This window comes from Paracoccus salsus, assembly GCF_021556615.1.
GTDB lineage: Bacteria > Pseudomonadota > Alphaproteobacteria > Rhodobacterales > Rhodobacteraceae > Paracoccus > Paracoccus salsus.
Map to the genome: position 1 here is coordinate 54917 of NZ_JAKGGD010000003.1, position 24080 is coordinate 78996.

Sequence of the window (24080 nt, forward strand, 5' to 3'; positions counted from 1 at the left end):
TCAGGCGTCTCCGGTTGCGATATTCAGGTCGGGGAAGCTGCCCCATTCCGTCCAGCTTCCATCGTAGAGCGAATGGCGGCGATGGCCCAGCCTTTCCAGCGCCAGCGACAGCACGGCGGCGGTCACGCCGCTGCCGCATGTGGTGATGGCGGGCATGGACAGATCGACACCGGCGGCCTCGAATTCGGCGCGCAGCCCGGCTTCGTCCCTCATGGTCCCGTCCGCGTTGAAAAGCCGTCCATGGGGAATGTTCTTCGACCCTGGAATATGGCCCGAACGCAGGCCGGGACGCGGCTCGGGCGCCTCGCCCCGAAACCGTTCGGAGGAACGGGCGTCGATGATCTCGTGGTCGGCCAGCTTGGAGGCGGCCGCGACCTGGGTGACGTCGCGCACCAGCCCGGCCTGCCGCTGGACCGTGATGTGACGATCGCGCAGCATCGGCGGCATGTCCTCGACCGCGCGGCCCTCGGCCTGCCACTTGGCGAACCCGCCATCCAGCACGGCGACATCGGTCTTGCCCATCAGGCGGAAGGTCCACCACACCCGCGCCGCGCTGCGGACATCGGAATTGTCATAGACCACGACCTGGTGGCCGTCGCCGATCCCCATCGCGCGCATCCGGCTGATGAACAGTTCGGTCGGCGGCGCCATGTGCGGCAGTTCGCTGCGGCTGTCCGAGATCGCGTCGATGTCGAAAAACCGCGCCGACGGGACATGCGCGACCATGTATTCGGCGCGGGCGTCGCGCCCGGTCGCGGGCATGTGCCAGCTGGCGTCGATGACCCGCAGATCGGGGTCTTTCAGATGCGCGGCCAACCAGTCGGTCGATACCAGCGTCTTCGGATCGTCCTGCATCGGCATCCCCCTATGTCGGCCCTGTTGTCGGCACGCACCCCGATTTACAGGCGGATCGGCATGGCTGCAATCATGCTTGGCGCTAACCCTGCTTCAGCAGGCGCTGTTTCTGCCGGTTCCAGTCGCGCTTGGCGCTGGTTTCGCGCTTGTCAGAGACGTTCTTGCCCTTGGCGACGCCGATCTTCAGCTTCACCAGCCCGCGATGGTTGAAATACATGACCAGCGGCACCAGCGTCATGCCCTCACGTCCGATCGCCTGCCACAGCCGCGACAATTCGCGCCGGCTGACCAGCAGCTTGCGCTTGCGCCGTTCCTCGTGCCCGAACACGCCGGCATTGCTGAGCGCGGCGATATGGGCGTTGATCAGCCACAACTCGCCGTTCTCGACGCTGGCATAGCTTTCGGCGATGTTCGACTGGCCGGTGCGCAGCGACTTCACCTCGGACCCGGTCAGCACGATGCCGACCTCGAGATCGCTTTCGATGAAATAGTCGAAACGCGCCCGCCGGTTCTCGGCGATCACCTTGTAGTTCTTGCTTTCGGGTTCCTTGGCCATGACAAAACCAGATAGGCGCGGCGCGGGCGGCTGTAAAGGTCGGGCGTCGCGGGGTGAGGGGCGACAGTCCGATCGGACATCGCGATTGCCACGCGCGGGGGCTTCACGCTAATCCGGTCGCACCGGGACGCAGAAAGGTTGGACATGTTCACGCAGATCGCCCTTGGAGGCCTGTTGATGCTGGCGACGGTGCTGCTGGCCGGAGTGTCGGTGTGGGCCATGGAGGCGCTCTTCGCCGTCGCGACGCCGTGGCTGCTGCGCGGGGCCCACCGGCTGAAGCTGATCCTGGTGGTGATGATCGCCAGCCTCTGGGTGCTGTCGATGATCACCATCGATGTCTGGCTGTGGGCGATTGCGTTTCGCGTCCTCGGGGTGTTCCCGGACATGGAGCATGCGGTCTATTTCGCGTTGGTCAGCTTTACCACGCTTGGCTTCGGAGACGTGCTTCTGCCGGTCGAATGGCGGATCTTCGGCAGCATGGCGGCCGCCAACGGACTGCTGAACATGGGCTTGATGACCGCCTTCATGATCGAGACGCTGCGCCATTTCCGGGTCCGGCAGATCGAAGTCGGACGGGGGTGAACCGATGCGGCAAGGCGCGCGGAACCTGATTACCGACGTGGCCGGCCTGCGGGTCGGCAATGCCGACGATGCGCGGCTGAAATCGGGCGTCACGGTGCTGGTGGCGGACCGGCCCATGGCGGCCTCGGTCCATGTCATGGGCGGCGCGCCCGGCACCCGCGATACCGAACTTCTGGCCCCCGACAAGCTGGTCGCGCAGATCGACGCGCTGGTTCTGGCGGGCGGTTCGGCCTTCGGGCTGGCGGCCTGCGATGGCGTGATGGCGGGCCTTGCCGCGGCCGGGCGTGGCTTTGCGGTTGGCGCGGCGCGGGTGCCGATCGTGCCCGGGGCGATCCTGTTCGACCTGCTGAACGGCGGCGACAAGGCCTGGGACGCCAATCCTTATGCCCTTCTGGGCGCCGATGCGTACCGGGCCGCCCGCGCCGATTTCGACATCGGCAGTTCAGGCGCGGGAACCGGCGCGACGACCGGCCGGCTGAAGGGCGGGCTGGGGTCGGCCTCGGCGGTGCTGGACAACGGGGTGACGGTGGGGGCGCTGGTCGTGGTGAACGCGCTGGGGTCCGCAACGGTCGGCACGACCCGGCAGTTCTGGGCCGCTCCGTGGGAACTTGACGCAGAGTTCGGCGGGCTGGGCCTGCCCGGCGCGTTCCCGGCGGGCGATGAGCCTGCCCCGGCGAAACGGCTGGGCGAGGCCACGACCCTTGCGATCGTCGCCACCGACGCCGCGCTCGAGAAATCCGCGCTTCAACGGCTGGCTACCGCGGCCCATGACGGGATGGCGCGGGCGCTGGTGCCCAGCCACACGCCCTTCGACGGCGATCTGGTCTTCACCGTCTCGTCGGGCGAAAAGCCGCTGGCCGACCCCGTCGCGGATCCGTTTGTCCTGGGACACGCAGCAGCCTGCGTGCTGGCCCGCGCCGTGGCACGCGGCGTCCATGCCGCACGGCCCGCACACGCCGACCGGCAGAAATCCTGGTGCCAACCCTGATCCTTGACGGAAAAAGGGCGGTGCGACTGACGCACCGCCCCCAGAGATCGCCAAGAGGGACAGCTTAGCGATAGATGTAAACGATCCGGCGGTCGTTTGGGTTCACCAGAACATTCTGGCCGTTGATCGTCGCGTAGCGGTAGGACGGGGTATCGGGGATGTCGTGCAGCGTGACGGTTTCCGGCACGCCCGCGCCGGTGACGCTGCCGACCGCGGCGTTCTGCCCGGCGCCGGGGCTGGCGTCCTCGGGCGCCTCGATCACGGTCACGCCGATCTGCTGGCGGTTGGGATAGAGCGGCTGGATGTCCTCACCCAGACGCGCCGTCAGATAATCGCCAGAGGCCCAGCCCGACATCCCGCCATACGAGACCTCGCACCAGTTCGCGGCCTCGATGCAGCCGGTCACGGACACGTCGTCGCCGCCCTTGATGACGTCTGTCACCGGATGCTGGACTCCCGACCCCGAGCGGATGTTCAGGTCGATGCCCGCCGTCGCTACGGTCTGTGACATCGCCGCGCCCGACATCGTCATGGCGACAAGAGCGGTGGTTGCAAGAATGCTGCGCATGGATTCGCTTCCTTCCGATACGTTCGGTCCCGCTGCGGGACCATCAGCGCCACAAACTTCAGCCGGGACCCGCGTTCCGTGTCCGCAGGTCACGTTAACTTACTGCCATGCGCGGGAACCGGCCGGGCTTTGACAACCACTAAGCGACGTGTTCAAGATATTAACCGAATCGAAGCATGAGGCTGCCGTGACCAAACATTCCACCGATCTGAAAACCCTTCTCCGCGATCCCTCGCTGCTGGAAACCCGCGCGTTCGTGGCCGGCGAGTGGGTCGATGCCAGGGATGGCGCAACCTTTGACGTCCTCAATCCCGCGCGCGGCGACGTGATTGCCAAGGTTGCCGATCTCAGCCGTGCCGAGGTGACGCACGCGATCGAGGCCGCCGCCGAGGCGATGAAGGGCTGGGCTGCCCGCACCGCCAAGGACCGCGCCCAGGTGATGCGGAAATGGTTCGACCTGATGATGGAGAATCAGGATGATCTGGCCCGCATCCTGACTGCCGAGATGGGCAAGCCCTTCGCAGAGGCCAAGGGCGAGGTCGCCTATGGCGCCAGCTTCATCGAGTGGTTCGGCGAAGAGGCCAAGCGCGTCTATGGCGAGACCATCCCCGGTCACCAGCCCGACAAGCGCCTGACGGTGATCCGCCAGCCGATCGGCGTCGTCGGCAGCATCACGCCGTGGAACTTTCCCAACGCGATGATCGCGCGCAAGGCCGGACCGGCGCTGGCCGTGGGCTGCGGCTTCGTGGCCCGCCCCGCCGCCGAGACCCCGCTATCGGCGCTGGCCATGGCGGTGCTGGGCGAGCGCGCGGGGTTGCCCAAGGGCATCCTGTCGGTCGTCACCTCGTCGCGGTCCTCGGAGGTCGGCAAGGAGTTCTGCGAAAACCATCTGGTCCGCAAGCTGACCTTCACCGGCTCGACCGAGGTCGGGCGCATCCTGCTGCGCCAGGCCGCCGACCAGGTGATGAAATGTTCCATGGAGCTGGGCGGCAACGCGCCCTTCATCGTCTTCGACGACGCCGATCTGGATGCCGCGGTCGAGGGCGCGATGGCCTCCAAGTTCCGCAACAACGGCCAGACCTGCGTCTGCGCGAACCGCATCTATGTCCAGGCCGGCGTCTATGACGAATTCGCGCGTCGCCTGGCTGCGGCGGTGGACAAGCTGAATGTCGGAGACGGGCTCGAAGAGGGAGTCACCACCGGCCCGCTGATCAATGAAAGCGCCGTCGAGAAGGTCCAGGAGCATATCCAGGATGTGCTGGACGGCGGCGGCGAGATCGTCACCGGCGGCGACCGGCTGGGCGGGTTGTTCTTCAGGCCGACGGTGGTGACCGGGGTTACCGACAGCATGAAGGTGGCCAGCGAGGAGACTTTCGGTCCGCTGGCCCCGCTGTTCCGCTTCGAGACCGAGGATGAGGTGGTCGAAAAGGCCAATGCCACCATTTTCGGGTTGGCATCCTATTTCTATGCCCGCGACGTGGGCCGCATCACCCGCGTGCAGGAAAGCCTGGAATACGGCATCGTCGGCGTGAACACCGGCATCATCTCGACCGAGGTCGCACCGTTTGGCGGCGTCAAGCAATCGGGGCTGGGGCGCGAGGGCAGCCGCCACGGGATCGAGGATTTCCTGGAAATGAAATATATCTGCCTTTCGATCTAGGCCGCTTTGACCACCAAAATCCATGCGCGGCGGGAACGAACTGTTCCCGCCGCGCATTTGTCTGCCGAGCAGCCGGGGACGCGGCGGCATGAAACGGACTGGAAGGGAAAAGACACATGGAAGGTTTCGGCTGGATTCTGACGATCATTCTGGGCGGTATCGCCGGTTGGATCGCGGAACAGATCATGAAAAGCGAACATGGGCTGCTGATGAACATCATCCTGGGCATCGTGGGCGCGCTGGTGGGTAACGGGCTGTTCCGGCTTATCCTCGGCGGCACGGCTGGCGGCATGATCGGCCAGCTGGTGGTCGCGGTCATCGGTGCCTGCATCCTGATCTGGCTGGGGCGCCTGATCCGCAGCAAGAGCTGAACCGGGGCGACCTGACAGCAAAAGGCCGGCGCAACCGCTGTCGCGCCGGCCTTGTCATGTCGGGACTGCCGGGTGATCAGCGGTCGTCTTCGTCCTCGTCCTCGTCATTCGTGTCGGGCAGGTTGAAGAGGCTGGCGGCATCCACATCGCGCTGCGGCTTCTCGTCATCCTCGCCCCGCGACAACGAGAAATTCTCGAGCCCGGCGATCGCGGTAGGCAGGCGCGGCTCGTCGCTCATCGACAGCGAGGTTTCGGTGCTGACCAGCTTGCGCCGTTCGTCGTCGGACATGACCTCGCCCTCGGCACCACGCTTCTTGGCGGCCTTCTGGACCGCGGCGTCCAGTTCGGTCTGCCGGCAAAGACCCAGCGCGACCGGGTCGATCGGCTGGATGTTTCCGATATTCCAGTGCGTGCGCTCGCGAATCGAGGTGATGGTCGGCTTGGTGGTGCCGACAAGCTTGGCGATCTGCGAATCCACAAGTTCCGGATGGAACTTGACCAGCCACAGGATCGCGGCCGGCCTGTCCTGTCGCTTGGACAGCGGCGTATAGCGCGGACCGCGCCGCTTTTCCTCGCCCTCGGAGGCGGGATTGTGCTTCAGGCGCAGCCGGTAGGCCGGGCTGGCCTCGCCCTTCCTGATCTCCTCGGGGTCGAGCTGGTTCGAGGCGATCGGGTCATAGCCCTTGACACCCGAGGCCACATCGCCGTCCGCAATGCCTTGGACCTCAAGTTCGTGCAGTCCGCAGAAATCCCCGATCTGCTTGAAGCTGAGCGTGGTGTTGTCGACCAGCCAGACGGCGGTGGCCTTGGCCATCAGCGGCTTGTTCATGTCAGTCTCCTTCGCATCTCTACCCCTTCAGCATGGCCTTTCAGGGCCGGGAAAACGGCTTTCGGCGGGTGCCATTCCTCGTTTTCGGGGGGAATTGGCGGGGGATATAGCGTTTTCGGCCGGCGGAGAAAAGCGGAATCGCGCAAACAGACCATGGACGCCGCAGCACGAACGGCTAGGCTGATCGTCATGATGACACGATTGCCGCCACTGATCCTGATTGCCCTGATGGCCCTGATGGCGCCGGGCGCGCACGCCGCGGATGTGGCGGGGCGCTTTGACTACTATGTCCTGTCGCTGAGCTGGTCACCGTCATGGTGCCGCGCCGAAGGTGATGATCGTGATGCGGCCCAATGCGACCGCGGCCGGAACACCGGCTTCGTCGTGCATGGGCTGTGGCCGCAATACGAGCGCGGCTGGCCGCAGGACTGCGCCACCGCCGAGCGCGATCCGTCGCGCCGCGAAACCGCGCAGATGGCCGACCTCATGGGCTCGGGCGGGATTGCGTGGTATCAATGGCAAAAGCATGGCCGGTGCTCGGGCCTGTCAGCCGCAGGTTATTTCGCCGCCACCCGAGAGGCCGCCGCGGCGATCGCCATTCCCGCCGTCTTCGAGGCGCTGGACCGGGACATTCGCCTGCCGCCCGGCGTCGTCGAAGAGGCCTTTGTCGAGGCGAATCCCGGACTGGAGCGCGACGGCATCACCATCAGCTGCCGGAACGAGGCGCTGCACGAGGTGCGGATCTGCCTCAGTCGGGACCTGATGCCCCGGCTATGCGCCGACGATATCCGGCGCGACTGCGCACGCCCGGCCATCCTGATGGAGCGGGTCCGCTAGGCAAGCAGCCCGGCTTGCGTCCCGCGACGGCCGGGGGCCAGCCCCCGGACCCCCGGGATACTTCCGGACCAGGGCAAAGGCCAACCCGAGCTTTGCCCTGCGTGGCGGACGGAAAGCCGCCCGGCGGGCGTCTTGGGGGCTGCCCAACGAGGCATCGCGGAGGCAACGCGCGGGCGGGATCAGCTTTCGGGAATCTTCAGCACGATCTTTCCGACATGTTCGCTGCTTTCCATCCGGCGATGCGCCTCGGCGGCGTCCTTGAGGGCGAATTCGCTGTCGATCGTGACCTTGACCGCGCCGCTGGCGATCAGCGGCCAAAGGCGTTTTCGCAGGGCCTCGGCGATTTCGGCCTTGGCGGCGTCGGATTGCGGTCGCAGGGTCGAGCCGGTCACGGTCAGACGCCGGACCATGATCTGGGCGAAGTTCAGCTCGGCCCTGGGTCCTTCGAGAAACGCGATCATCACCAGTCTGCCGTCATCGGCCAGCGACTTGATGTTGCGGCCGATATAGCTGCCGCCAACCATGTCGAGGATCAGGTCGGCGCCGCCTTCGGCCGCCATCCGCTTGGTGAAGTCCTCGGTCCGGTAGTTGATGGCGGTGGCACCCAGTGCGGTGATGGCGGCGCATTTCCGGTCGCTGCCGGCGGTGGCGAAAACCCGCGCACCAAGCGTCCGCGCGATCTGGATCGCCATCATGCCGATCCCCGAGGTGCCTCCGTGCACGAGGAACCGTTCGCCCGCCTGCAATCCGCCGCGCGTGACCACGTTCGACCAGACCGTAAACGCCGTTTCCGGCACGCAGGCGCCCTCGCGCAGCGACAGGCCGCGCGGAATGCGCAGCGCGTGATCCGCGTGGCAGGCGACATATTCGGCATACCCTCCGCCGGGAAGCAGCGCGCAGACCGTTTGGCCCTTCCTCCAGCGGGTCACGCCCGCGCCCATCGCCACGATCTCGCCCGACGCCTCGAGGCCGGGCAGGTCAGAGGCGCCGTGCGGCGGCGCATAGCTGCCCTGGCGCTGCAGGACATCGGGGCGGTTCACCCCGGCATAGGCCACCTTGATCAGGATTTCGTCGTGGCGCGGCACGGGCACCGGGCGGCGGGTCAACTGCAGCGCGTCGGCATCGCCGGGAGCGGCGATCTGGACGGCGTTCATCGCGTCGGGAAACATGGTCTCTCCTTACCGGGGCGTGGTGTCGCCGGGCAGGTCACGCGACCTGGGCGCGCGAATCCAGCCGAAGGCGGCCGTGGCCAGGGTTTCGGCCCCCGGCACCTTGCGCAGTTTCGCCTTGACGCGTTCGAAGCGCATGACCCCGTCGATCCGGCGGTCGAGGAAGGCGCGCGTCTGGGCCCGGCCTTCCGAACTGTCGCCAAGCCAGAACAGCACGGTCGCGCTGATGACGGCCGACAGGGTCGCGCGCTTGGAATACCAGTTGACGTCGCGTGATTCGTCGCCGAGGCCGGTCCAGATCGCATCGGCGGTTTCCCACACCAGCCGGGCGGCCAGGGTCGCGTTCTGCGGCAGCGCCAGCGTGGCTGCGCCGGCGCGAACCAGTTCCGGATCGACAAGCGACAGCCGGTGCCAGACCGCGGCGGTCACGCGGTCGCGGAACCTGCCCTCGGGCGGGGTGGACGCAAGCCAGTCGCGCAGCGCGGCATCCGCGCGCCGGTGATAGGCAGCCGCAAGCCCGGCGCCGCCTTGCGGAAAATGCACCCGGGCGATGGCTTCGGGCATGCCCAGATCGCGAGCCCCAGCCATCAGCGCGCGGTCGTTCATTCCGTCGAAAGGCACGTGCGTCAGCGCGGCCTCCAGCAATGTGTCGCGGTCGGTATCGGTCATCTCGGCCCCTTCTGGACAAACGCGCCCTGCTTTGTTAATGGGACGCTTCCTGCAAGCTACGCAACTCTAACCTAGGAAGGTGGTGACAACCACATGCAGGTCAATGTTCGCGACAACAACGTCGAACAGGCGCTTCGTGCCCTGAAGAAAAAACTTCAGCGCGAAGGTGTCTTCCGCGAAATGAAGCTTCGGCAGCATTTCGAGAAGCCGTCGGTCAAGAAAGCCCGTGAAAAGGCCGAGGCCGTCCGCCGCGCCCGCAAGCTGGCCCGTAAAAAGGCACAGCGCGAAGGCGCCCTCTGAGGGTCCTCGCGACGGCGCACTGCAAGACGGCGCGATCACGCGTTATCAGCAAACCCCCGCAGGCCAGCCTGCGGGGGTTTTCCATGCGCGGCACCGGCGCGCGGGCATGAATGCCGCGCCGCGTCTAGACCGGCACCGCCGTCGTCCGGAACACGGTGCGCAAAGCAAAGCTGGAATGCATCTGCGCGACGCCCGGCAGGCGGGACAGATGCTGTCGATGGATGCGCGCGAAATCATCGGTGTCCGAGACCACGATCTTCAGCAGATAATCCGCCGTGCCGGCCATCAGATGACATTCCAGGACGTCGGGAATCATCCGAACCGCGCGTTCGAACGCGTCCAGCAGCTCATCGGCCTGCCCCGACAGCGTGATCTCGACGAAAACGGTGGTGTGGCGCTGCACGGCGCGCGCGTCCAGCAGCGCCACATAGCCGGAAATCACGCCCGCCTCCTCGAGGCGCTGGACGCGGCGATGACAGGCCGAGGGCGACAGGTGCACCCTCTGGGCCAGGTCGGCGTTGCTGATTCGGCCCTCTTTCTGAAGAAGGCCCAGAATCCGGCGGTCTATTGCGTCAAGCACGTGCATGCCCGGATATTCTTCGACAACGGGTCCAATCGCCAGATATTTCTTCGTCGCGGTGCCTTTGGGGGTGCCCAGCTTCGCAGCACCTTGCGGCACCTATGTGACACACTGTGCTGACAAAGCATTGCAAGACATCTGGGAGGAGAAGGCGATGAAGATCGGATGCCCCAAGGAGATCAAGCCGCAGGAATTTCGCGTCGGGCTGACCCCCGCCGCAGCGGCCGAGGCGATCCTGCGCGGCCACAGCGTGCTGGTCGAAACCGGCGCGGGGCTGGGCTCGGGCTTTACGGATGAAGACTATGCCGCGATCGGGGCCGAGATCGCGCCGGACGCGAAGACCGTGTTCGACGCCGCCGAACTGATCATCAAGGTCAAGGAGCCCCAGGAGCCCGAGCGCAAGATGCTGCGCGAGGGGCAGTTGCTCTTCACCTATCTGCACCTGGCCCCGGACGCAGCCCAGACCGACGATTTGCTGAAATCGGGCGTCACCTCGATCGCCTACGAGACCGTGACCGACGCCAGGGGCGGCTTGCCGCTGCTGGCGCCGATGTCCGAGGTCGCGGGACGGCTGGCGCCCCAGGTCGGATCGTGGGCGCTGCAGAAGGCCAATGGCGGTCGCGGCATGCTGATGGGCGGCGTCCCGGGCGTGCGTCCCGCGAATGTGCTGGTGATCGGTGGCGGCGTGGTCGGCGCCGCGGCAGCCCGCGTTGCCGTCGGCATGGGCGCGAATGTCACCGTCATGGACCGGTCGGTATCGCGGCTCAGCTATCTGGACGACGTGTTCATGGGCAAGCTGACCACCCAGTATGCCAACGCCGCCGCCACCTCGGATCTGATCCAGACCGCCGACATGGTGATCGGCGCGGTGCTGATCCCCGGCGCGGCTGCGCCGAAGCTCATCACGCGCGATCAGTTGTCGTGCATGCCGCAAGGCGCGGTTCTGGTCGATGTGGCCATCGACCAGGGCGGTTGCTTCGAGACATCGAAAGCGACCACCCATCAGGACCCGATCTACGAGGTTGACGGGATCGTGCATTACTGCGTGGCCAACATGCCGGGCGCGGTCGCGCGGACCTCGACACAGGCGCTGGGGAACGCGACCTTGCCGTTCCTGCTGGCACTGGCCGACAAGGGCTGGCGGCAAGCGATCACCGACGACCCGCATCTGCGGGCCGGCCTGTCCACGCATGAGGGCAAGCTGACTTCGCTGCCGGTGGGCGAGGCACTGGGGCGGGACGCGATCACGCCGGATCAGCTGCTGGCCGACTGAGGGCTGCGGCGCGGGGACGCGCCCATCAAGAGGTGACGGCGCGTCCGGAGGGGCGCGCCGCCATGTCATCGGGTGGTCAGTGACGCTCAGGCCGCGCGGGCAGCGAGCAGATCGCGGATCTGGGCCAGCAGCTCTTCCTGGCTTGGGCCTGCCGGGGCCGCTTCGACCTCTTGCTTGCGGACGGTCATCTCGCGTGCGCGGTTCACCGCCTTGACCAGCAGGAACACGACCCAGGCGACGATCAGGAAATTGAGCACCGCCATCAGGAACGCGCCATAGGCGAAGATCGCCGCGCCGGAACTGCGCGCCGCATCCAGGCTGGCTCCGTCGGGAACATTGCCCGACAGGACGACATACTGGTCCGAAAAGTCGATCCCGCCGGTGAGCAGGCCGAGGATCGGGTTGATGAGATCGTTTACCATCGAACTGACAATGGCCGTGAATGCGGCCCCGATAATGATGCCGACCGCCATGTCCATGACATTGCCGCGGGCGATGAACTCCCTGAATTCCTTGAGCATGCAACTGCGTCCCTTGTGAATGCGCGACCTTTCGCGACGGCCGCAATTCTAGAGCGCTTTCATGCCTGCGCCAATCGCCGGATCAAGCGCGCATGTCCGAATTGAACGGTCCAGCCAACGCGATTGCGTTGATGCACCATCATATCGGGCTTATGGGCGGCGCCGAAGCGGGGGGCACGACCTGTCGCCTTGCCGCCCACCATTCACCGTCAGCTCATTCGCTTGCGGCTTCCAGCTTGTCGTCGATGATCGCCTTCATGTCTTCCCAGGGCTGATTCGACACGGTCTCGCCATCGATGACGAAGGTCGGAGTCGCCTTGATCTCGTCCGCTGTGGCGTTTTTCTGGAACGTCGCGATCAGCTGTTCGGCCTTGGCGCTGTCGGCCCAGCACGCGGTCATCTGCTCTTCCGACATGCCAGCCTTGAGGCCGATCTTGCGCAGGTTGGCGGCGATTTCCTCGCCGGTTCCGCCCGACAGCCATTTCTCCTGCTCGTCGAACAGCATGTCCGAGACGGCGTAGTATTTGTCATCGCCACCGCAGCGCGCCAGAATCCCGGCCCACAATCCGACCTGGTCGAAATAGACATCGCGCTGAATGAAGCGGACCTTGCCGGTATCGACATATTCGGCCTTGAGCCTGGGCCAGTTCTCGTCGTGGAAATTCGCGCAATGCCCGCAGGTGAAGCTGGCATATTCGATGACCGTCACCGGCGCGTCCTCGGCACCCAGAGGGATATCGGGCAGGGCCTGGACCTCGGCGGCCTCGGTCGCGGCATCAGCCGCCGGGGCATCCTGGGCCAGCGCGGGAACGGCCAGCACAAGGCCCAGGGCGGTCACGACAGAGCGGATCAGCATTAATTATCCTTTCGATTCCTTCGGGAAGCCAGGTTGAACGTCAGCCGGGCCATCGCCTCGGCCAGCGTCGGGTCGTCGAATTGGGCGGCCACCTCGCGCGCCTTCGCCTCGGCACCGGGATCGGTCCCGGCGTCGGGCGCGGCCGGGCGGCGCGCGGCCGGCACGAACAGCGCCTGACCTTCGGCAAAGCCGCTGGCGGCGGTCTGGGTCAGCACGATCTTCTGGATGGCGTTGTAGCCGTAGCAGGCGTTCACCCGTTCGCGCAACTCGGGCAATTGCATCTCGACCATCGGTGCCACAGGTCCGGCGGTCAGCAAGGTCAGCGTCGCGCCAAAGCCGCCGCGACTGTGGCTGATGCGGACCGGGCGGGTCATGGCAGCCAGCCGTTCGCCGGCGATCTCGGGCCAATGGGTCAGAAGGCGGCTGACGGCGAAGCCGCGTCCCTCGGCCGCTTTCTGCACCCGGTCGGCCAGCAGCGAGGCTGCCGCCTCGAAGCCGCGCCGGCGCCGCTGCGGTGGGGTATTGGGCTGTCTGGGCCTCTGTGCCATTGTCGCCTGATCGGTTATCACGCCTTATCCTTAGTCAGCGAGGCGGGCGGATGAAAGCGCGCTGCAGGGGCGGAGTTCTGAAAATTGCGTGACGACAAGGTGATCGCCTCTGCCCTTCTGGCCTGGTATGACCGCCATGCCCGCGTGCTGCCATGGCGGATTCCGCCGCCTTCGGGCCGCGCCGACCCCTACCGGGTCTGGCTGTCCGAGGTGATGCTGCAGCAGACCACCGTGGCGGCGGTGAAGGACTATTTCATCCGCTTCACGACGCTTTGGCCCACCGTCGACGATCTGGCCGCCGCCGAGGATGCGCGGGTGATGGCCGAATGGGCCGGGCTGGGCTATTACGCCCGCGCCCGCAACCTGCTGGCCTGCGCGCGCGCGGTCGCGGCGGCGGGCGGGTTTCCGGACTCGCGCGACGGGCTGCGCGCCCTGCCGGGCATCGGGGCCTATACCTCGGCGGCGATTGCCGCGATCGCCTATGATGCGCCCGAGACCGTCGTCGATGGCAATGTCGAACGGGTGGTGGCGCGGCTTTTCGCGGTCCAGACCCCGTTGCCGGCCGCGAAACGCGACTTGACGGCAGCGGCTGGCAGACTGACGCCGACCGAACGACCCGGCGATTTCGCGCAGGCGATGATGGATCTGGGCGCCACGATCTGCACCCCGCGCAGCCCGGCCTGCGGCATCTGCCCGCTGATCGGGGCCTGCGATGCGCGTGCGGCGGGGATCGCCGCCACATTGCCGCGCAAGAGCCCCAAAGCCGCCAGGCCCACTCGCACCGGCACCGCCTGGGTCGCGCGGCAGGGCGATGCGCTGCTGCTGGAGCAACGGCCTGCCAAGGGGCTGCTGGGTGGCACGCTGGCCTTTCCGTCGGCCAGTTGGGACGGTCGCGACCTGCCCCCGCCCGGGCCGGCGCGCTGGCGCGAGATCGGCGAGGTGCGCCACGTCTTCACGCATTTCAGCCTGTCGATGACGGTGCTGGTGGGCGAGCTGAGCGGAAACCCCGAGCGCGGATATCTGGTGCCGCTGCGTCAAATCGACCGGGACGCTCTTCCCGGGTTGATGCGCAAGGTCTGGGATATGGCGCGGACCGAAATCGCGGCATAGACTGCGCCGCATGACTGCATCGACCCATTCCCAACTGCCCGCGGCCGCGCCGTTCTGGATGTCGCTGGTCATGCTGCCTCTGGTCATGGTCGCGGCCACGCAGGGCGGGCTGTGGTGGCTCCTGCTGCCTGGCTATGCCTGGTATCTGACCACCGCGCTGGACGGCGTCCTGGGGCTGAACGAGAGCAATGCCGATCCACAGACCGCGACAGACAGCCTGTTCTGGCACCGGGCGGTCACGATCATCTGGTTTCCGCTGCAATTCGCGGCGATCTTCGGTTCGATCTGGCATGCCGCGCAGACCGACCATCTGTCGGGACTGGAAAGCCTGGGCCTGTTCTTCGGCATCGGCGTTCTGTCCGGCACGATCGGAATCGTCTATGCGCATGAACTGCTGCACCAGAAGACCGCGCTGGAACGCTGGCTGGGCGACCTGCTGCTGGCCACGGTTCTCTATTCGCATTTCAGGACCGAACATCTGCTGGTGCATCATGCATGGGTGGCGACGCCCCGTGACGCGGTTTCGGCGCGCTATGGCGAGGGGTTCTATCGCTTCTTCTGGCGCGTCCTGCGGGAAAGCCCGGCCAGCGCCTGGCGGGCCGAGACGCGGATGCTGGCCCGCGCGGGGCGCGGCCGATGGGACCGCCGCAATCCGTTCTGGCGCTACGGCCTGCTGCAACTGGCGATGCTGTCGCTGGCCGTGGCGCTTGGCGGCGTGCAAGGGCTGCTGCTGTTCGTCTTTCAGGCCTTCGTCGCCGTGTGGCAGTTGGAACTGACAAACTATGTCGAGCATTACGGGCTGAGCCGACGCCATCAGGGCGACGGGCGATACGAACATATCCTGCCACGTCACAGCTGGAACGCCAGCCATACCGCCTCGAACTGGCTGCTGATCAACCTGCAACGCCATTCGGATCACCACTACAAGCCCGACCGCCGCTTTCCGCTGCTGCAAACCTATGCCGAGGACGAGGCGCCGCAGCTGCCCTTTGGCTATCCCGCGATGACCTTCGTGGCGATGGTTCCGCCGTGGTGGCGGCGGCGGATGAACCCGCGCGTGCGGGCATGGCGGCGGCGCTTCTATCCCGACATTGCCGACTGGTCCGACTATGATCGCGGCGATCTGCCGCTGCCCCGCAAGGCGCTGTGATCAGCCGGCGGGCAAGGCCCGCATGATCTGCTCCATCACCAGCGCGCCATAGGCTGCGTTGGCGTGTTCGTAATCGTCATCGGGATGGGCATCGCCTTCAACCGGGCCAAGCCGTTTCGAGCCGCGCATCAGCGCCGACGCGGTATAGACCCCGTCCACCAGCGCCGACCGAGGCCAGTCCAGCAGAGTCGCATCGGCCCCCAGCACCCGTTCGCGCGCTTCGCGATACATCGACAGCCAGTGCCCGGCATCGCCGCGACCGACAAGATCGACATAGGCTGCATAGCGCTTGCGATCGTCCGCCCCGTCTTCGGACAGCATCGGCTCGGGCACGACCAGCACCGGCTTGCCGAGCGATCTGATCCGCGACAGCAGCCGCCCCGTGGACGAGGCCTGAAGCCGCCAGCGCAGCGCAGCCTGAAGGAAGGGCCTGCCGACAAGCTGCGGGTTCGTGGCACCGGCGACAATCGACGGGAAATCCAGGCTGCGATGATCGGCGCAGATGCCGGCCGTGCGGACCCAACTGGTGCCGCCGACGATCACGAAGGCGTCGAATCCGGTGACATCCAGGTTCCTGACGTGATTGTAATATCTGAGCTGCCAGGCGGCGGCGTCGGTGACCGGCACCAGCCTGCCGCCGCGCAGGTCCAGCTCTCCCAGCCGGTTGGCCAGAACGCCCAGGAAATAGACGTCCCAACGCGGCCAGCGATCCGGCTCGGCGGCATAGGCAAGCCGCAGCGCGCCACTGTGGGAGTTGCCGATGAACAGCACGCGCGGAAGATCACCGCTCATGGCGAGAATGCCTCCAGCATCGCCTCTTCGCACAGCAGGTCGATCTTTTCCGCCAAGGCCGGCGGATCGGAAGCGTCGTCTTCACGCAGCCCATGCGCCGCAAGGAACGCCCGCATGACGGCCGCGACGCCGTCCGGCGTGACCTGGCGCAGCCCCTCGCCGAAAAAGCCGCCGCGCGCAGCGGGATTGGTCACGATCTCGTACGAGGGGAAATAATCCACATCGTCATGGGCATCCGCAAAATCGCCTGCCGCTGCGCGCAGCGTCGCCTTGGAATACTGCGTCGCCGGCAGCACATGGCCGCCGGAGGCGGTGGCGGTCAACGGCACCGGCGAGACCGTCAGCAGCATCTTCATCCCGGGGCGAAACCCGTGCAGAAGATCGCGCAGCCGGGTCAGATCCGCGGCGATGTCGGGATAGCGGAAATTCACGAACTCGTGGCGTTCGGGGTCGAAATTTCCCGCGATGACGCCTGGACAGGTCGGATAGACCCGGCCTGTCCTGCGGCAGCGCCACGCCTCGGTCAGACCCAGGGTGAAGACGAACAGATCCGCGCCGCGCAGCATCGGGACCAGGCGTTGCAGATGGCGGCGGCGGATCTGCAGCACCTCGTCGGCGCTGTCGAGGCCGTCGGGATCAAGGCCCGGACGCATCGCGTCGTGAAAGCGTTCGCCCCGCTGCCAGACCAGATCGGGATCAGGCGCGCCCTCCCGCACCTCTTCCAGCAGCTGGACCAGCTGACGCACGGTGTAGATATTGCCGTAGCGCCCGGAATACAGCCCATAGCCATATTCCTGAAGCAGGCCTGGGCCGATGGCCGCCGGTCCGGGTTCGGCATCCAGCACCGTCAGGCCGGCCCCGCGCAGCGCCCGCCCCAGATGCTGTGCAAAACAGCTGCCCGCCGTCGCGATCCGGTCCGCAGGGGAAAGCCGGAATTTCGGCACCGCGATGCAGACGGGCGCATCGGCCGGGGTATCGGACACGGCGCGACGCCAGAAGGCATGAGGGGGCAGGTCGGAATAGGGATGTGCCATGGCGACAGACATATGCACGCGCGGCGTGCATTGAAAAGGCCCCGCCATGCGGACATGGCGGGGCAAGGCGGTTCCGCCCGCACGTCAGGCGGCGGAACTGCGGCGAAATCGTGAGCGGCGTCAGTTGGGGCGGGAAACCTCGCCCGCCATCTCGGCGCGGATCTGCTGGCGCAGGATGTCGATCGGGATCATCTTCCCCTCTCGGCGAAAATGCCAGTAGGTCCAGCCATTGCAGGACGGTGCACCCTCCAGCGCCGCACCGACCTGATGGATGCTGCCCTTGACGTCGTTGCCGATCAGGCTGCCATCGGCGCGGACCTTGGCCTTGTGGCGATTGCCGATGGAATAGAGTTCCTCGCCGGGGCGCAACATGCCACGTTCGACCACCTGGCCAAAGGGCACGCGCGGCTCGGCCCGCTTGGCCTTGATGGTGGCGATCGAGTCGGCGTCAAAGCGGCGGATGCGGGCCAACCGCTTTTCGGCCACCTCGCGATAGGCGGCCTCGCGTTCGATGCCGATGAAGTCGCGGCCCAGCATCTTCGCGACCGCGCCGGTCGTGCCGGTGCCGAAGAACGGGTCCAGAACGACATCGCCGGGATTGGTCGTGCCGACCAGCACGCGATGCAGCAGCGCCTCGGGCTTCTGGGTCGGGTGGGCCTTGTCGCCCTTGCCATCCTTCAGCCGCTCGCCGCCATTGCAGATCGGGATCACCCAGTCGCTGCGCATCTGGATACCCTCGTTCAGGGATTTCAGCGCCTCGTAGTTGAAGACATATCTCGACGCCTCGGACTTGCTGGCCCAGATCATCGTCTCATGGGCGTTGGTCAGCCGCTTGCCGCGGAAATTGGGCATCGGGTTGGACTTGCGCCAGATCACGTCGTTCATGATCCAGAAGCCCTGATTCTGAAGCTCGGCGCCGACGCGGAAGATGTTGTGATAGCTGCCGATCACCCAGATCGCGCCGTTCGGCTTCAGCAGCCGGCGCGCGGCCGCGAGCCAGTCGCGGGTAAAGCCGTCATAGGCCGCAAAGCCGGCGAACTGATCCCATTCGTCGTCGCAGGCGTCGACCTTGGAGTTGTCCGGCCGGTGCAGATCGCCCCGCAATTGCAGGTTGTATGGGGGATCGGCGAAGATCAGGTCGACGCTGCCTTCGGGCAGCGCGTTCATGACCTGGATACAGTCACCCGCCAGAATCTGGTTCAGCGGAAGCGGCCGCGCGGCATCCGCGCGATTTTCCTTGATCTTCGTCATCTCTGCCTCTTGGGGATGCCGGCTTGGGCCGATCTGCTATGTCCCAAGAATGATTCAGAGCTGATTCGCCGTCAATTTCTTTTTTGAATCAAGGGGTTGAATATCAGTCTTTACACAAGATATTGTGTACGGGCGCGAACGAACGTCTATGATGAGGGGTGATTCCCAGATCTAGAAGCGCGCGCTTGTGCGCCGGGGTCGGGTAGCCGGCATTCGCCGCCCAGCCATAGCCTGGATGCTGTTGCGCCAAATCCACCATGATGCGATCGCGCAACACCTTGGCGAGGATCGAGGCCGCCGCGATCGTCAGACAGCGGGCATCCCCCCTGACTACGGCTTCGGCGGACAGGCCCATGTCGCGAGGAACGCGATTTCCGTCCACCAGCACATGGCAGGGCGGCAGCCGCAATCCCGCGACCGCGCGGCACATCGCCAGATGGGCCGCGTGGTAGATGTTCAGCCGGTCGATATCCGCAACGCCGACATGCGCCACCGACCAGTCGCAATGAACCATGATCCAGTCGGCAAGGCGCTCGCGCCGCGCCGCTGTCAGCTTCTTTGAATCGTTCAGCCCGTCGGGGATGTTGGCGGGGTCCAGCACCACGGCCGCCGCCGACACCGGACCTGCCAGCGGCCCGCGGCCGACCTCGTCCACCCCGGCCACGAACCGGGCGCCGCGTGCAAGCGCCAGCGTCTCGAAACTGTAATCCGGCAATGTCATGCGGTGATCGTTACAGGCGGAATGCGCCGTTCTTCAAGATTGGCCCCGTCGCCTTCGCGATCCACCACCAGAAAATCAGCCGCGCGGTCCAGTGGCGTCAGCACCCCGTGCCAGACTCCCGCGCGCAGGTTCACGCCCGTCCCCGAGGGCACCAGGAAGGCGCGCGGCGTGCCAGGCTTGCCGCCCTCGTCCGGCGCGACCACCGACAGCCAGGCATCCGGGCCCAGGGGCATGAAAGCCTGCGACCCCAGCGGATGGCGTTCCAGCAAGCCGCAATCATAGGGAAGGCTCACCGGTTCGGACCGGAAAATCGAGATGATCGCCTCGCCCCCGCCGCGCTGGACGGTGGCCAGCGCGTGATGACGTTCGCAGCGGCCCTGATTGATGATCCTGTCGGGTACGGCCCTGGGTGACAGCACCTCACCGAAAGGGGCAAAGCCCGTGGCCGTGATCGGTTCGATGCGGATCGTGGTCATCGGTGGCGTCTCCTGTCCAGGCCTTCCGGTATAGCCTAGCGCGGCCCGGGTCGTCACAGAACCCGCGCAGCGCGCGACACAGTTTCCCCGATTTTCGACACTCAGTGCCCCATGCGCGGCAGGAAGATGGCCAGGAGGCCCAGCACGGGCAGACCCGAACACAACAGGAAGACCGCCTCGATCCCCTTGGCGTCGGCCAGCACACCCAACGCCGCCGCCGCGATCCCGCCCATTCCGAAGGAGAAGCCGAAGAACAGCCCGGCGATTGTGCCGGTGCGTCCCGGAACCAGCTCCTGCGCGAAGACGACGATGGCCGGAAAGGCCGAGGCGAGGACCAGACCGATCATCACCGACAAGACGCCGGTCGGGATCAGGCCGACATGCGGCAGGGCCAAAGTGAAGGGCAACACGCCCAGGATCGAGAACCAGATCACCCGCAGCGGTCCGATCCGGTCGCCGACCAGCCCGCCCAGCATGACGCCCCCCGCCATCCCGGCCAGAAACAGGAACAGCATGATCTGCGCCCCCTGCGGTCCCAACCCGAATTTCTCGATCGTGAAGAAGGTGAAATAACTGGTCATCGCGGCAGCGTAGATGTTCTTGGTAAAGGTCAGAAGCGCCAGCACCGCGATGGCCCACAACACAGCCCCGCGCGGCAAGGGCCATGCGGTGTCGGGGCGCGCGGCGTGGGCGCGACGCCGGCCCTCGGCCCAGCCTCCGACGCGCCACAACAACCCGGCCCCAAGCGCGGCCGCGACTGCGAACCACGCCACCGCCGGCCGTCCCAGCGGCACCACGATGAAAGCCGCCAGAAGCGGCCCCAGCGACTGCCCGAAATTGCCGCCAAGCTGAAACAGCGATTGCGCGGTTCCGAATCGCCCCCCGGATGCCAGTCGTGCGACCCGTGAGCTTTCGGGGTGAAACACGGCCGACCCGATCCCGATCAGCATAGCACCGGTCAGCAGCATCGCGTAATTCGGGGCGAACGCCAGCAGCAGCACCCCGCAAAAGGTCGAGCTCATCCCCAAAGGCAGCGATCGAGGCTGCGGATGCCGGTCGGTGGCGGCCCCGATCATCGGTTGCAGCAGCGAGGCCGTGACCTGGAAGGCGAATGTCATCACCCCGATCTGCGCATAGCTGAGGGTGAATTCCGTTCGCAGCAGCGGATAGATCGCCGCCAGCATCGACTGCATCACGTCATTGATCATGTGGCACAGGCTGATCGACAGCAGGACCGGCCAGGCCGTGGCTGTCGCCGCACCGGTCCGGGGGGCAGCGGCGAGTTCATTGTCGGTGCCGATTCCTGTCTGCTGACTCATGCCCGCCGGGCTCCTGACCGAAGCGAATTGCAGAATGCGCAACTAACAGGAAATCATCAAATTGAAAATATCCGTCAAGCACAACCATTAGGTTAGTAAATTGTCTTTAAGAACAGGTTCTTGGTCTCTTTCTGGTCTTTTGTCCATTTCGACAGGTTTCAATGAGGTCCGCAGATATGACTAATAAAAAAAGTTCAGAATATCGAGTTTGCAATCGTCATGACCAAGTTGCCCGTCACCGTCGCCCGATCGTTAAGACCCACCGGCCTTGAAAGAGGTTCGAAACGCTTGAACACGTGGCAGTCCGTGCGCGCCGAAGTGCTGGCGCGTATCCGCTCGCGCGAATGGCCGCCGGGCGAACTGATCCCGACCGAGCAGCAGCTTGCGGTGCAGATGGGCTGTGCCCGCGCTACGGTCAACCGCGCGTTGCGGGAACTGGCCGACAGCGGAATCATCGAACGGCGCCGCAAGGTCGGCACGCGGGTTACGGCCACGCCATCGCGCCGCACGACGCTGGAAATGCCGGTGATCCGCCACGAGGTCGAGGCCCTGGGCCTTGCCTATGACTATCAGATGACCAGCTACTCGCGGTCGCGCCCGACCGAGGCGGCAATGCATGCGCTGCAGGTCGGCCCGGACGAGGAGTTGATCCTGATCAAGGCGAAATACCTGGCTGACGGCCGTCCGCATTGCTGCGAGGCGATCTGGCTGAACCCGCACGCCCTGCCCGTAATCCCAGCCGAAGACGCCAGGACGCAGCCGGCGCATGAATGGTTGGCGCGCAATGTGCCGCTGACCCACGGGCGGTTCTCGATCCTTGCCGAGGGTGCTTCGGGCGATTGTGCGCACAATCTGAACGTGCAGGCCGGAACCCCGGTCCTGACAATCGAACGCACCAATTGGAGCGACGCCACTCCGATTTCGTTCTCGCGCCAATTCTATCCGCCACAACACCGCCTCGTGTCCGAGGACTAGTCGCTCAGTCCTTGCATGGCGCCAGCAATGTCGCGAGATGCGCCGGCAGTTGGTGTTTCAGGATCGCGTCGCAGAAGGCCGCGGCCAGCGGCTCGGTCTGGTCGGTGCGCGACGGGCGCTTCCAGGCCGAAAGCCTTGCGGCGGCATGCGCGGCCGGTTCCGCCTCGTTCACGCGTGCCGTCGGCCCGGCCTCGCAGAACGCCAGGACCTCTTCGTCTCCGCCCGCGACCGGCCTGCCGATCACAGCGGTCCGCAACTGGGCCGGGCGGCCATTCAGCGCCGCTTCGACCTCGGGCGGGAAGATAGTGAATCCGCCGCGGATGATCGGTTCCTTGTCGCGGCCGACCATCGGCAGCCTGCCCTGCACGTCCCTCCGGCCCGGATCGCCGGTTTGCGGCTAGCCTGCCGGATCCAGGACCCGTGCGGTCGCCTTGAGCTTGCGAAAAGAGCCAATCATGAGATGCGGGCCCCGGGTCAGGACCTCGCCCATGCCGGGCTGGTTCCTGACGCTTTCCTCCGGACGCAGTTCGACCCTCGGCAAGGGACACCCCGAAAAGGCGTCCGGGCTGCCGACCCGATTTTCGGTGATGCTCGCGCCGGCGGTGATCCGGGTCATGCCATAGCCGTTCTGCAGGGCGATGCCGCAAGGGGCTGCGGCCCGGCGGTTCCATACCGGATCAAGGATGGGCCGCGCCACGGCTGACAAGGCGCAGGCGTCCATGCCGATGAGCGATGCCACGACGCTGCGCCTCTGCCATGATCCCCGCGTGCATCCGGGTCACCGGTTGCGCCCTGCCCAAGCGCATCCAGGGCCGCCGCCGCCGAAAGTCGCGCCGTCAGCCTTGCGCCGGTGTGACGGGCGATCCTGTCCAGTTCGGTGCCGGACATGCGGGCATGGACAGGCTGCCGGTCGCACCCATCGCGTTGTCCAGCTGAACTGCGGCAAGGCTCACGTGCAGGATGCCCTGCCGGTTCATGCGCCGTTCATCGGCGTCCCTCATGCGAGGTCCCGGGCCATCGCCCTGCCCGACATCGAGCACAGAGCGGCCGGCGCTGCGCGCCAGTCTCGTTCTCGATCAGTCCCATGCGGGTTCGCCACGGGAAAAGCGTTCGAGGTGGTAATCCGCGTCACCCATGGCCGCGTCGGCGGCCAACCGCCTGCGAACCATGCCGGCAAGAGCGTATGCCTGGGTCATGCCGATGCCGCCATGCAGCTGCACCGATTCCTCGGCCAGCAACCGGGCCGTGCCGCCGACCATTGCCTTGCACGCCTGAACATGGCGATCGCGCAGCGGCGGTTCGGCATCGACATGGGCCGCCAGATTGACAACGGCGGAGCGCGCCTGCTCGACCTCGACCGCCATGCGGTGGGCAAGCGCCTGAAATTCGAACAGCGCGCGGCCGAACTGCTTGCGGGTCTTCAGGTAGTCCAGGGTCAATTCCTGCGCCGCCTCGATCCCGCCAAGCGCCTTCGCGCTGTGGGCCAGCACGCCCCGCGCGAGGACGAACCCGAAATCGGCCAGCGTTCCCAGACGGGTCCCGGGCGTCGCGTCGAAGTCCAGATCCGCGCCGCGATTGCCGTCCAGCATCCCGTAGCCATGGCGGGTCACGCCCGAGGCCCCGGCGTCCACCAGCCACAGCCCGTCGGCGGTGCTGACAAGGATCGCGTCCGCGTCTTCGCCGCAGGTGACCATGGTCTTGCGACCCGTCAGCCGGTCCTCCGAAACGGTGATGGACACTCCGCGGTCGCAGCGGCTTCCCGGTTCCGCGTCTGCGAATGCCATCCGCGCCCTGCCCGCTGCCACGGCCTCGACCAGATCGTCATGCCCGCCAGCCTGCGCCAGGACGCCCCCGCCGATCAGCACGGAATCGATCAGTGGCAGCGATGCGCCGGCCCGCCCCAACTCATCGAAGGTCAGCGCGATTGCCGCGCCGCTGCCATCGAAGCCACCGGCGTCCTGTTCCAGCAGGGCGCCCATCGCACCGGCCTCGGCCAGCGCGTCCCAAAGCGCGGCGCCCTCATGCCGGCCCAACAACCTGCGCAGACTGTCCCGCAGCATGCGGTGTTCGTCGCTCGGCGAAAAATCCAA

Annotated in this window: 30 protein-coding genes; 10 read left to right on the top strand and 20 right to left on the bottom strand. The window is 66.2% G+C overall.

All coding sequences use genetic code 11. The features are described from left to right. Window positions 1–855 carry a 3-mercaptopyruvate sulfurtransferase gene (gene sseA, locus L1965_RS06760; RefSeq protein WP_235755671.1) on the bottom strand — a complete coding sequence of 285 codons (855 nt, stop codon included), beginning with the start codon at window positions 853–855 and terminating at the stop codon, window positions 1–3. A gap of 82 nt (window positions 856–937) precedes the next feature. Next, entirely contained in the window at window positions 938–1411 is a 474-nt protein-coding gene (gene smpB / locus L1965_RS06765) for an SsrA-binding protein SmpB (protein ID WP_235755672.1), read from the bottom strand. A 144-nt stretch (window positions 1412–1555) separates the two neighbouring features. On the opposite strand from smpB, the gene L1965_RS06770 reads away from it, so the two are divergent. Continuing rightward, window positions 1556–1993: an ion channel gene (locus L1965_RS06770; RefSeq protein ID WP_235755673.1), complete on the top strand. Its 438-nt coding sequence runs from the start codon at window positions 1556–1558 to the stop codon at window positions 1991–1993. A 4-nt stretch (window positions 1994–1997) separates the two neighbouring features. Continuing rightward, entirely contained in the window at window positions 1998–2981 is a 984-nt protein-coding gene (locus L1965_RS06775; protein ID WP_235755674.1) for a P1 family peptidase, read from the top strand. Between the two features lie 64 nt (window positions 2982–3045). Here L1965_RS06775 and L1965_RS06780 read toward each other — a convergent pair whose 3' ends face one another. Beyond that, window positions 3046–3549 carry a DUF1236 domain-containing protein gene (locus tag L1965_RS06780; protein ID WP_235755675.1) on the bottom strand — a complete coding sequence of 168 codons (504 nt, stop codon included), beginning with the start codon at window positions 3547–3549 and terminating at the stop codon, window positions 3046–3048. Between the two features lie 187 nt (window positions 3550–3736). Here L1965_RS06780 and L1965_RS06785 point away from each other — a divergent pair, with 187 nt between their 5' ends. Next, window positions 3737–5209 (top strand): NAD-dependent succinate-semialdehyde dehydrogenase, encoded by a 1473-nt coding sequence (locus L1965_RS06785; RefSeq protein ID WP_235755676.1) that lies wholly within the window; start codon window positions 3737–3739, stop codon window positions 5207–5209. Between the two features lie 116 nt (window positions 5210–5325). Beyond that, complete coding sequence (locus tag L1965_RS06790; RefSeq protein WP_235755677.1) at window positions 5326–5580, top strand: GlsB/YeaQ/YmgE family stress response membrane protein; 255 nt, start codon at window positions 5326–5328, stop codon at window positions 5578–5580. A gap of 76 nt (window positions 5581–5656) precedes the next feature. On the opposite strand, the gene L1965_RS06795 is transcribed toward L1965_RS06790, so the two are convergent. Further along, the gene (locus tag L1965_RS06795; protein WP_235755678.1) at window positions 5657–6409 is read right to left on the bottom strand and encodes a DUF1013 domain-containing protein; all 753 of its coding nucleotides are present in this window, start codon (window positions 6407–6409) and stop codon (window positions 5657–5659) included. A gap of 189 nt (window positions 6410–6598) precedes the next feature. Here L1965_RS06795 and L1965_RS06800 point away from each other — a divergent pair, with 189 nt between their 5' ends. Then, on the top strand, window positions 6599–7246 hold the full coding sequence (locus L1965_RS06800; RefSeq protein WP_439332062.1) for a ribonuclease T2 family protein: 648 nt from the start codon (window positions 6599–6601) through the stop codon (window positions 7244–7246). Between the two features lie 179 nt (window positions 7247–7425). Here L1965_RS06800 and L1965_RS06805 read toward each other — a convergent pair whose 3' ends face one another. After that, window positions 7426–8415 carry an NAD(P)H-quinone oxidoreductase gene (locus L1965_RS06805; RefSeq protein WP_235755679.1) on the bottom strand — a complete coding sequence of 330 codons (990 nt, stop codon included), beginning with the start codon at window positions 8413–8415 and terminating at the stop codon, window positions 7426–7428. 9 nt (window positions 8416–8424) lie between these two features. After that, complete coding sequence (locus L1965_RS06810; protein WP_235755680.1) at window positions 8425–9084, bottom strand: COQ9 family protein; 660 nt, start codon at window positions 9082–9084, stop codon at window positions 8425–8427. 93 nt (window positions 9085–9177) lie between these two features. On the opposite strand from L1965_RS06810, the gene rpsU reads away from it, so the two are divergent. Continuing rightward, window positions 9178–9384, top strand: a complete 207-nt coding sequence (rpsU, locus tag L1965_RS06815) for a 30S ribosomal protein S21 (protein ID WP_022705914.1) — start codon at window positions 9178–9180, stop codon at window positions 9382–9384. A gap of 124 nt (window positions 9385–9508) precedes the next feature. Here rpsU and L1965_RS06820 read toward each other — a convergent pair whose 3' ends face one another. After that, window positions 9509–9970, bottom strand: coding sequence for an Lrp/AsnC family transcriptional regulator (locus tag L1965_RS06820; protein ID WP_235755681.1), 462 nt, complete (start codon window positions 9968–9970; stop codon window positions 9509–9511). 148 nt (window positions 9971–10118) lie between these two features. Here L1965_RS06820 and ald point away from each other — a divergent pair, with 148 nt between their 5' ends. Next, window positions 10119–11237, top strand: coding sequence for an alanine dehydrogenase (ald, locus tag L1965_RS06825; RefSeq protein WP_235755682.1), 1119 nt, complete (start codon window positions 10119–10121; stop codon window positions 11235–11237). Between the two features lie 86 nt (window positions 11238–11323). On the opposite strand, the gene mscL is transcribed toward ald, so the two are convergent. From mscL to L1965_RS06840, 3 genes are all read right to left on the bottom strand, one after another. After that, window positions 11324–11758, bottom strand: coding sequence for a large conductance mechanosensitive channel protein MscL (mscL, locus tag L1965_RS06830; protein ID WP_235755683.1), 435 nt, complete (start codon window positions 11756–11758; stop codon window positions 11324–11326). A 214-nt stretch (window positions 11759–11972) separates the two neighbouring features. Beyond that, window positions 11973–12614, bottom strand: coding sequence for a DsbA family protein (locus tag L1965_RS06835; protein ID WP_235755684.1), 642 nt, complete (start codon window positions 12612–12614; stop codon window positions 11973–11975). Further along, window positions 12614–13162, bottom strand: coding sequence for a DUF721 domain-containing protein (locus L1965_RS06840; protein ID WP_235756122.1), 549 nt, complete (start codon window positions 13160–13162; stop codon window positions 12614–12616). Before L1965_RS06840 ends, L1965_RS06835 begins: the two co-directional genes overlap by 1 nt. 84 nt (window positions 13163–13246) lie before the next feature. On the opposite strand from L1965_RS06840, the gene L1965_RS06845 reads away from it, so the two are divergent. Both L1965_RS06845 and L1965_RS06850 read left to right on the top strand, forming a co-directional pair. Further along, on the top strand, window positions 13247–14272 hold the full coding sequence (locus L1965_RS06845; RefSeq protein WP_235755685.1) for an A/G-specific adenine glycosylase: 1026 nt from the start codon (window positions 13247–13249) through the stop codon (window positions 14270–14272). A gap of 10 nt (window positions 14273–14282) precedes the next feature. Beyond that, window positions 14283–15422, top strand: coding sequence for an alkane 1-monooxygenase (locus L1965_RS06850; RefSeq protein WP_235755686.1), 1140 nt, complete (start codon window positions 14283–14285; stop codon window positions 15420–15422). Here L1965_RS06850 and L1965_RS06855 read toward each other — a convergent pair whose 3' ends face one another. The 6 genes from L1965_RS06855 to L1965_RS06880 form a co-directional block, all read right to left on the bottom strand. After that, window positions 15423–16214 (bottom strand): hypothetical protein, encoded by a 792-nt coding sequence (locus L1965_RS06855; protein WP_235755687.1) that lies wholly within the window; start codon window positions 16212–16214, stop codon window positions 15423–15425. Continuing rightward, window positions 16211–17248: a GSCFA domain-containing protein gene (locus tag L1965_RS06860; protein WP_235755688.1), complete on the bottom strand. Its 1038-nt coding sequence runs from the start codon at window positions 17246–17248 to the stop codon at window positions 16211–16213. The genes L1965_RS06855 and L1965_RS06860 overlap by 4 nt, the downstream gene beginning before the upstream one ends. Before the next feature lie 120 nt (window positions 17249–17368). Then, window positions 17369–18499: a site-specific DNA-methyltransferase gene (locus L1965_RS06865; protein ID WP_235755689.1), complete on the bottom strand. Its 1131-nt coding sequence runs from the start codon at window positions 18497–18499 to the stop codon at window positions 17369–17371. A gap of 103 nt (window positions 18500–18602) precedes the next feature. Continuing rightward, window positions 18603–19220, bottom strand: a complete 618-nt coding sequence (rnhB, locus tag L1965_RS06870) for a ribonuclease HII (protein WP_235755690.1) — start codon at window positions 19218–19220, stop codon at window positions 18603–18605. Continuing rightward, the gene (locus L1965_RS06875) at window positions 19217–19696 is read right to left on the bottom strand and encodes an ureidoglycolate lyase (RefSeq protein WP_235755691.1); all 480 of its coding nucleotides are present in this window, start codon (window positions 19694–19696) and stop codon (window positions 19217–19219) included. The genes rnhB and L1965_RS06875 overlap by 4 nt, the downstream gene beginning before the upstream one ends. Before the next feature lie 101 nt (window positions 19697–19797). Continuing rightward, a complete protein-coding gene (locus tag L1965_RS06880) occupies window positions 19798–21015 on the bottom strand; it encodes an MFS transporter (protein WP_235755692.1) in 1218 nt (405 codons plus the stop codon). Between the two features lie 288 nt (window positions 21016–21303). Here L1965_RS06880 and hutC point away from each other — a divergent pair, with 288 nt between their 5' ends. Next, window positions 21304–21990 (top strand): histidine utilization transcriptional repressor HutC, encoded by a 687-nt coding sequence (gene hutC / locus L1965_RS06885; RefSeq protein WP_235755693.1) that lies wholly within the window; start codon window positions 21304–21306, stop codon window positions 21988–21990. A 4-nt stretch (window positions 21991–21994) separates the two neighbouring features. Here hutC and L1965_RS06890 read toward each other — a convergent pair whose 3' ends face one another. The 4 genes from L1965_RS06890 to L1965_RS06905 all read right to left on the bottom strand — a co-directional run bounded on the left by L1965_RS06890 (window position 21995) and on the right by L1965_RS06905 (window position 24080). After that, entirely contained in the window at window positions 21995–22357 is a 363-nt protein-coding gene (locus tag L1965_RS06890) for a hypothetical protein (RefSeq protein ID WP_235755694.1), read from the bottom strand. 30 nt (window positions 22358–22387) lie between these two features. Next, on the bottom strand, window positions 22388–22729 hold the full coding sequence (locus tag L1965_RS06895) for an AMP-binding protein (RefSeq protein ID WP_235755695.1): 342 nt from the start codon (window positions 22727–22729) through the stop codon (window positions 22388–22390). A 97-nt stretch (window positions 22730–22826) separates the two neighbouring features. Beyond that, window positions 22827–22991, bottom strand: coding sequence for a hypothetical protein (locus L1965_RS06900; protein ID WP_235755696.1), 165 nt, complete (start codon window positions 22989–22991; stop codon window positions 22827–22829). Between the two features lie 75 nt (window positions 22992–23066). Beyond that, window positions 23067–24080 (bottom strand): acyl-CoA dehydrogenase family protein, encoded by a 1014-nt coding sequence (locus L1965_RS06905; protein ID WP_235755697.1) that lies wholly within the window; start codon window positions 24078–24080, stop codon window positions 23067–23069.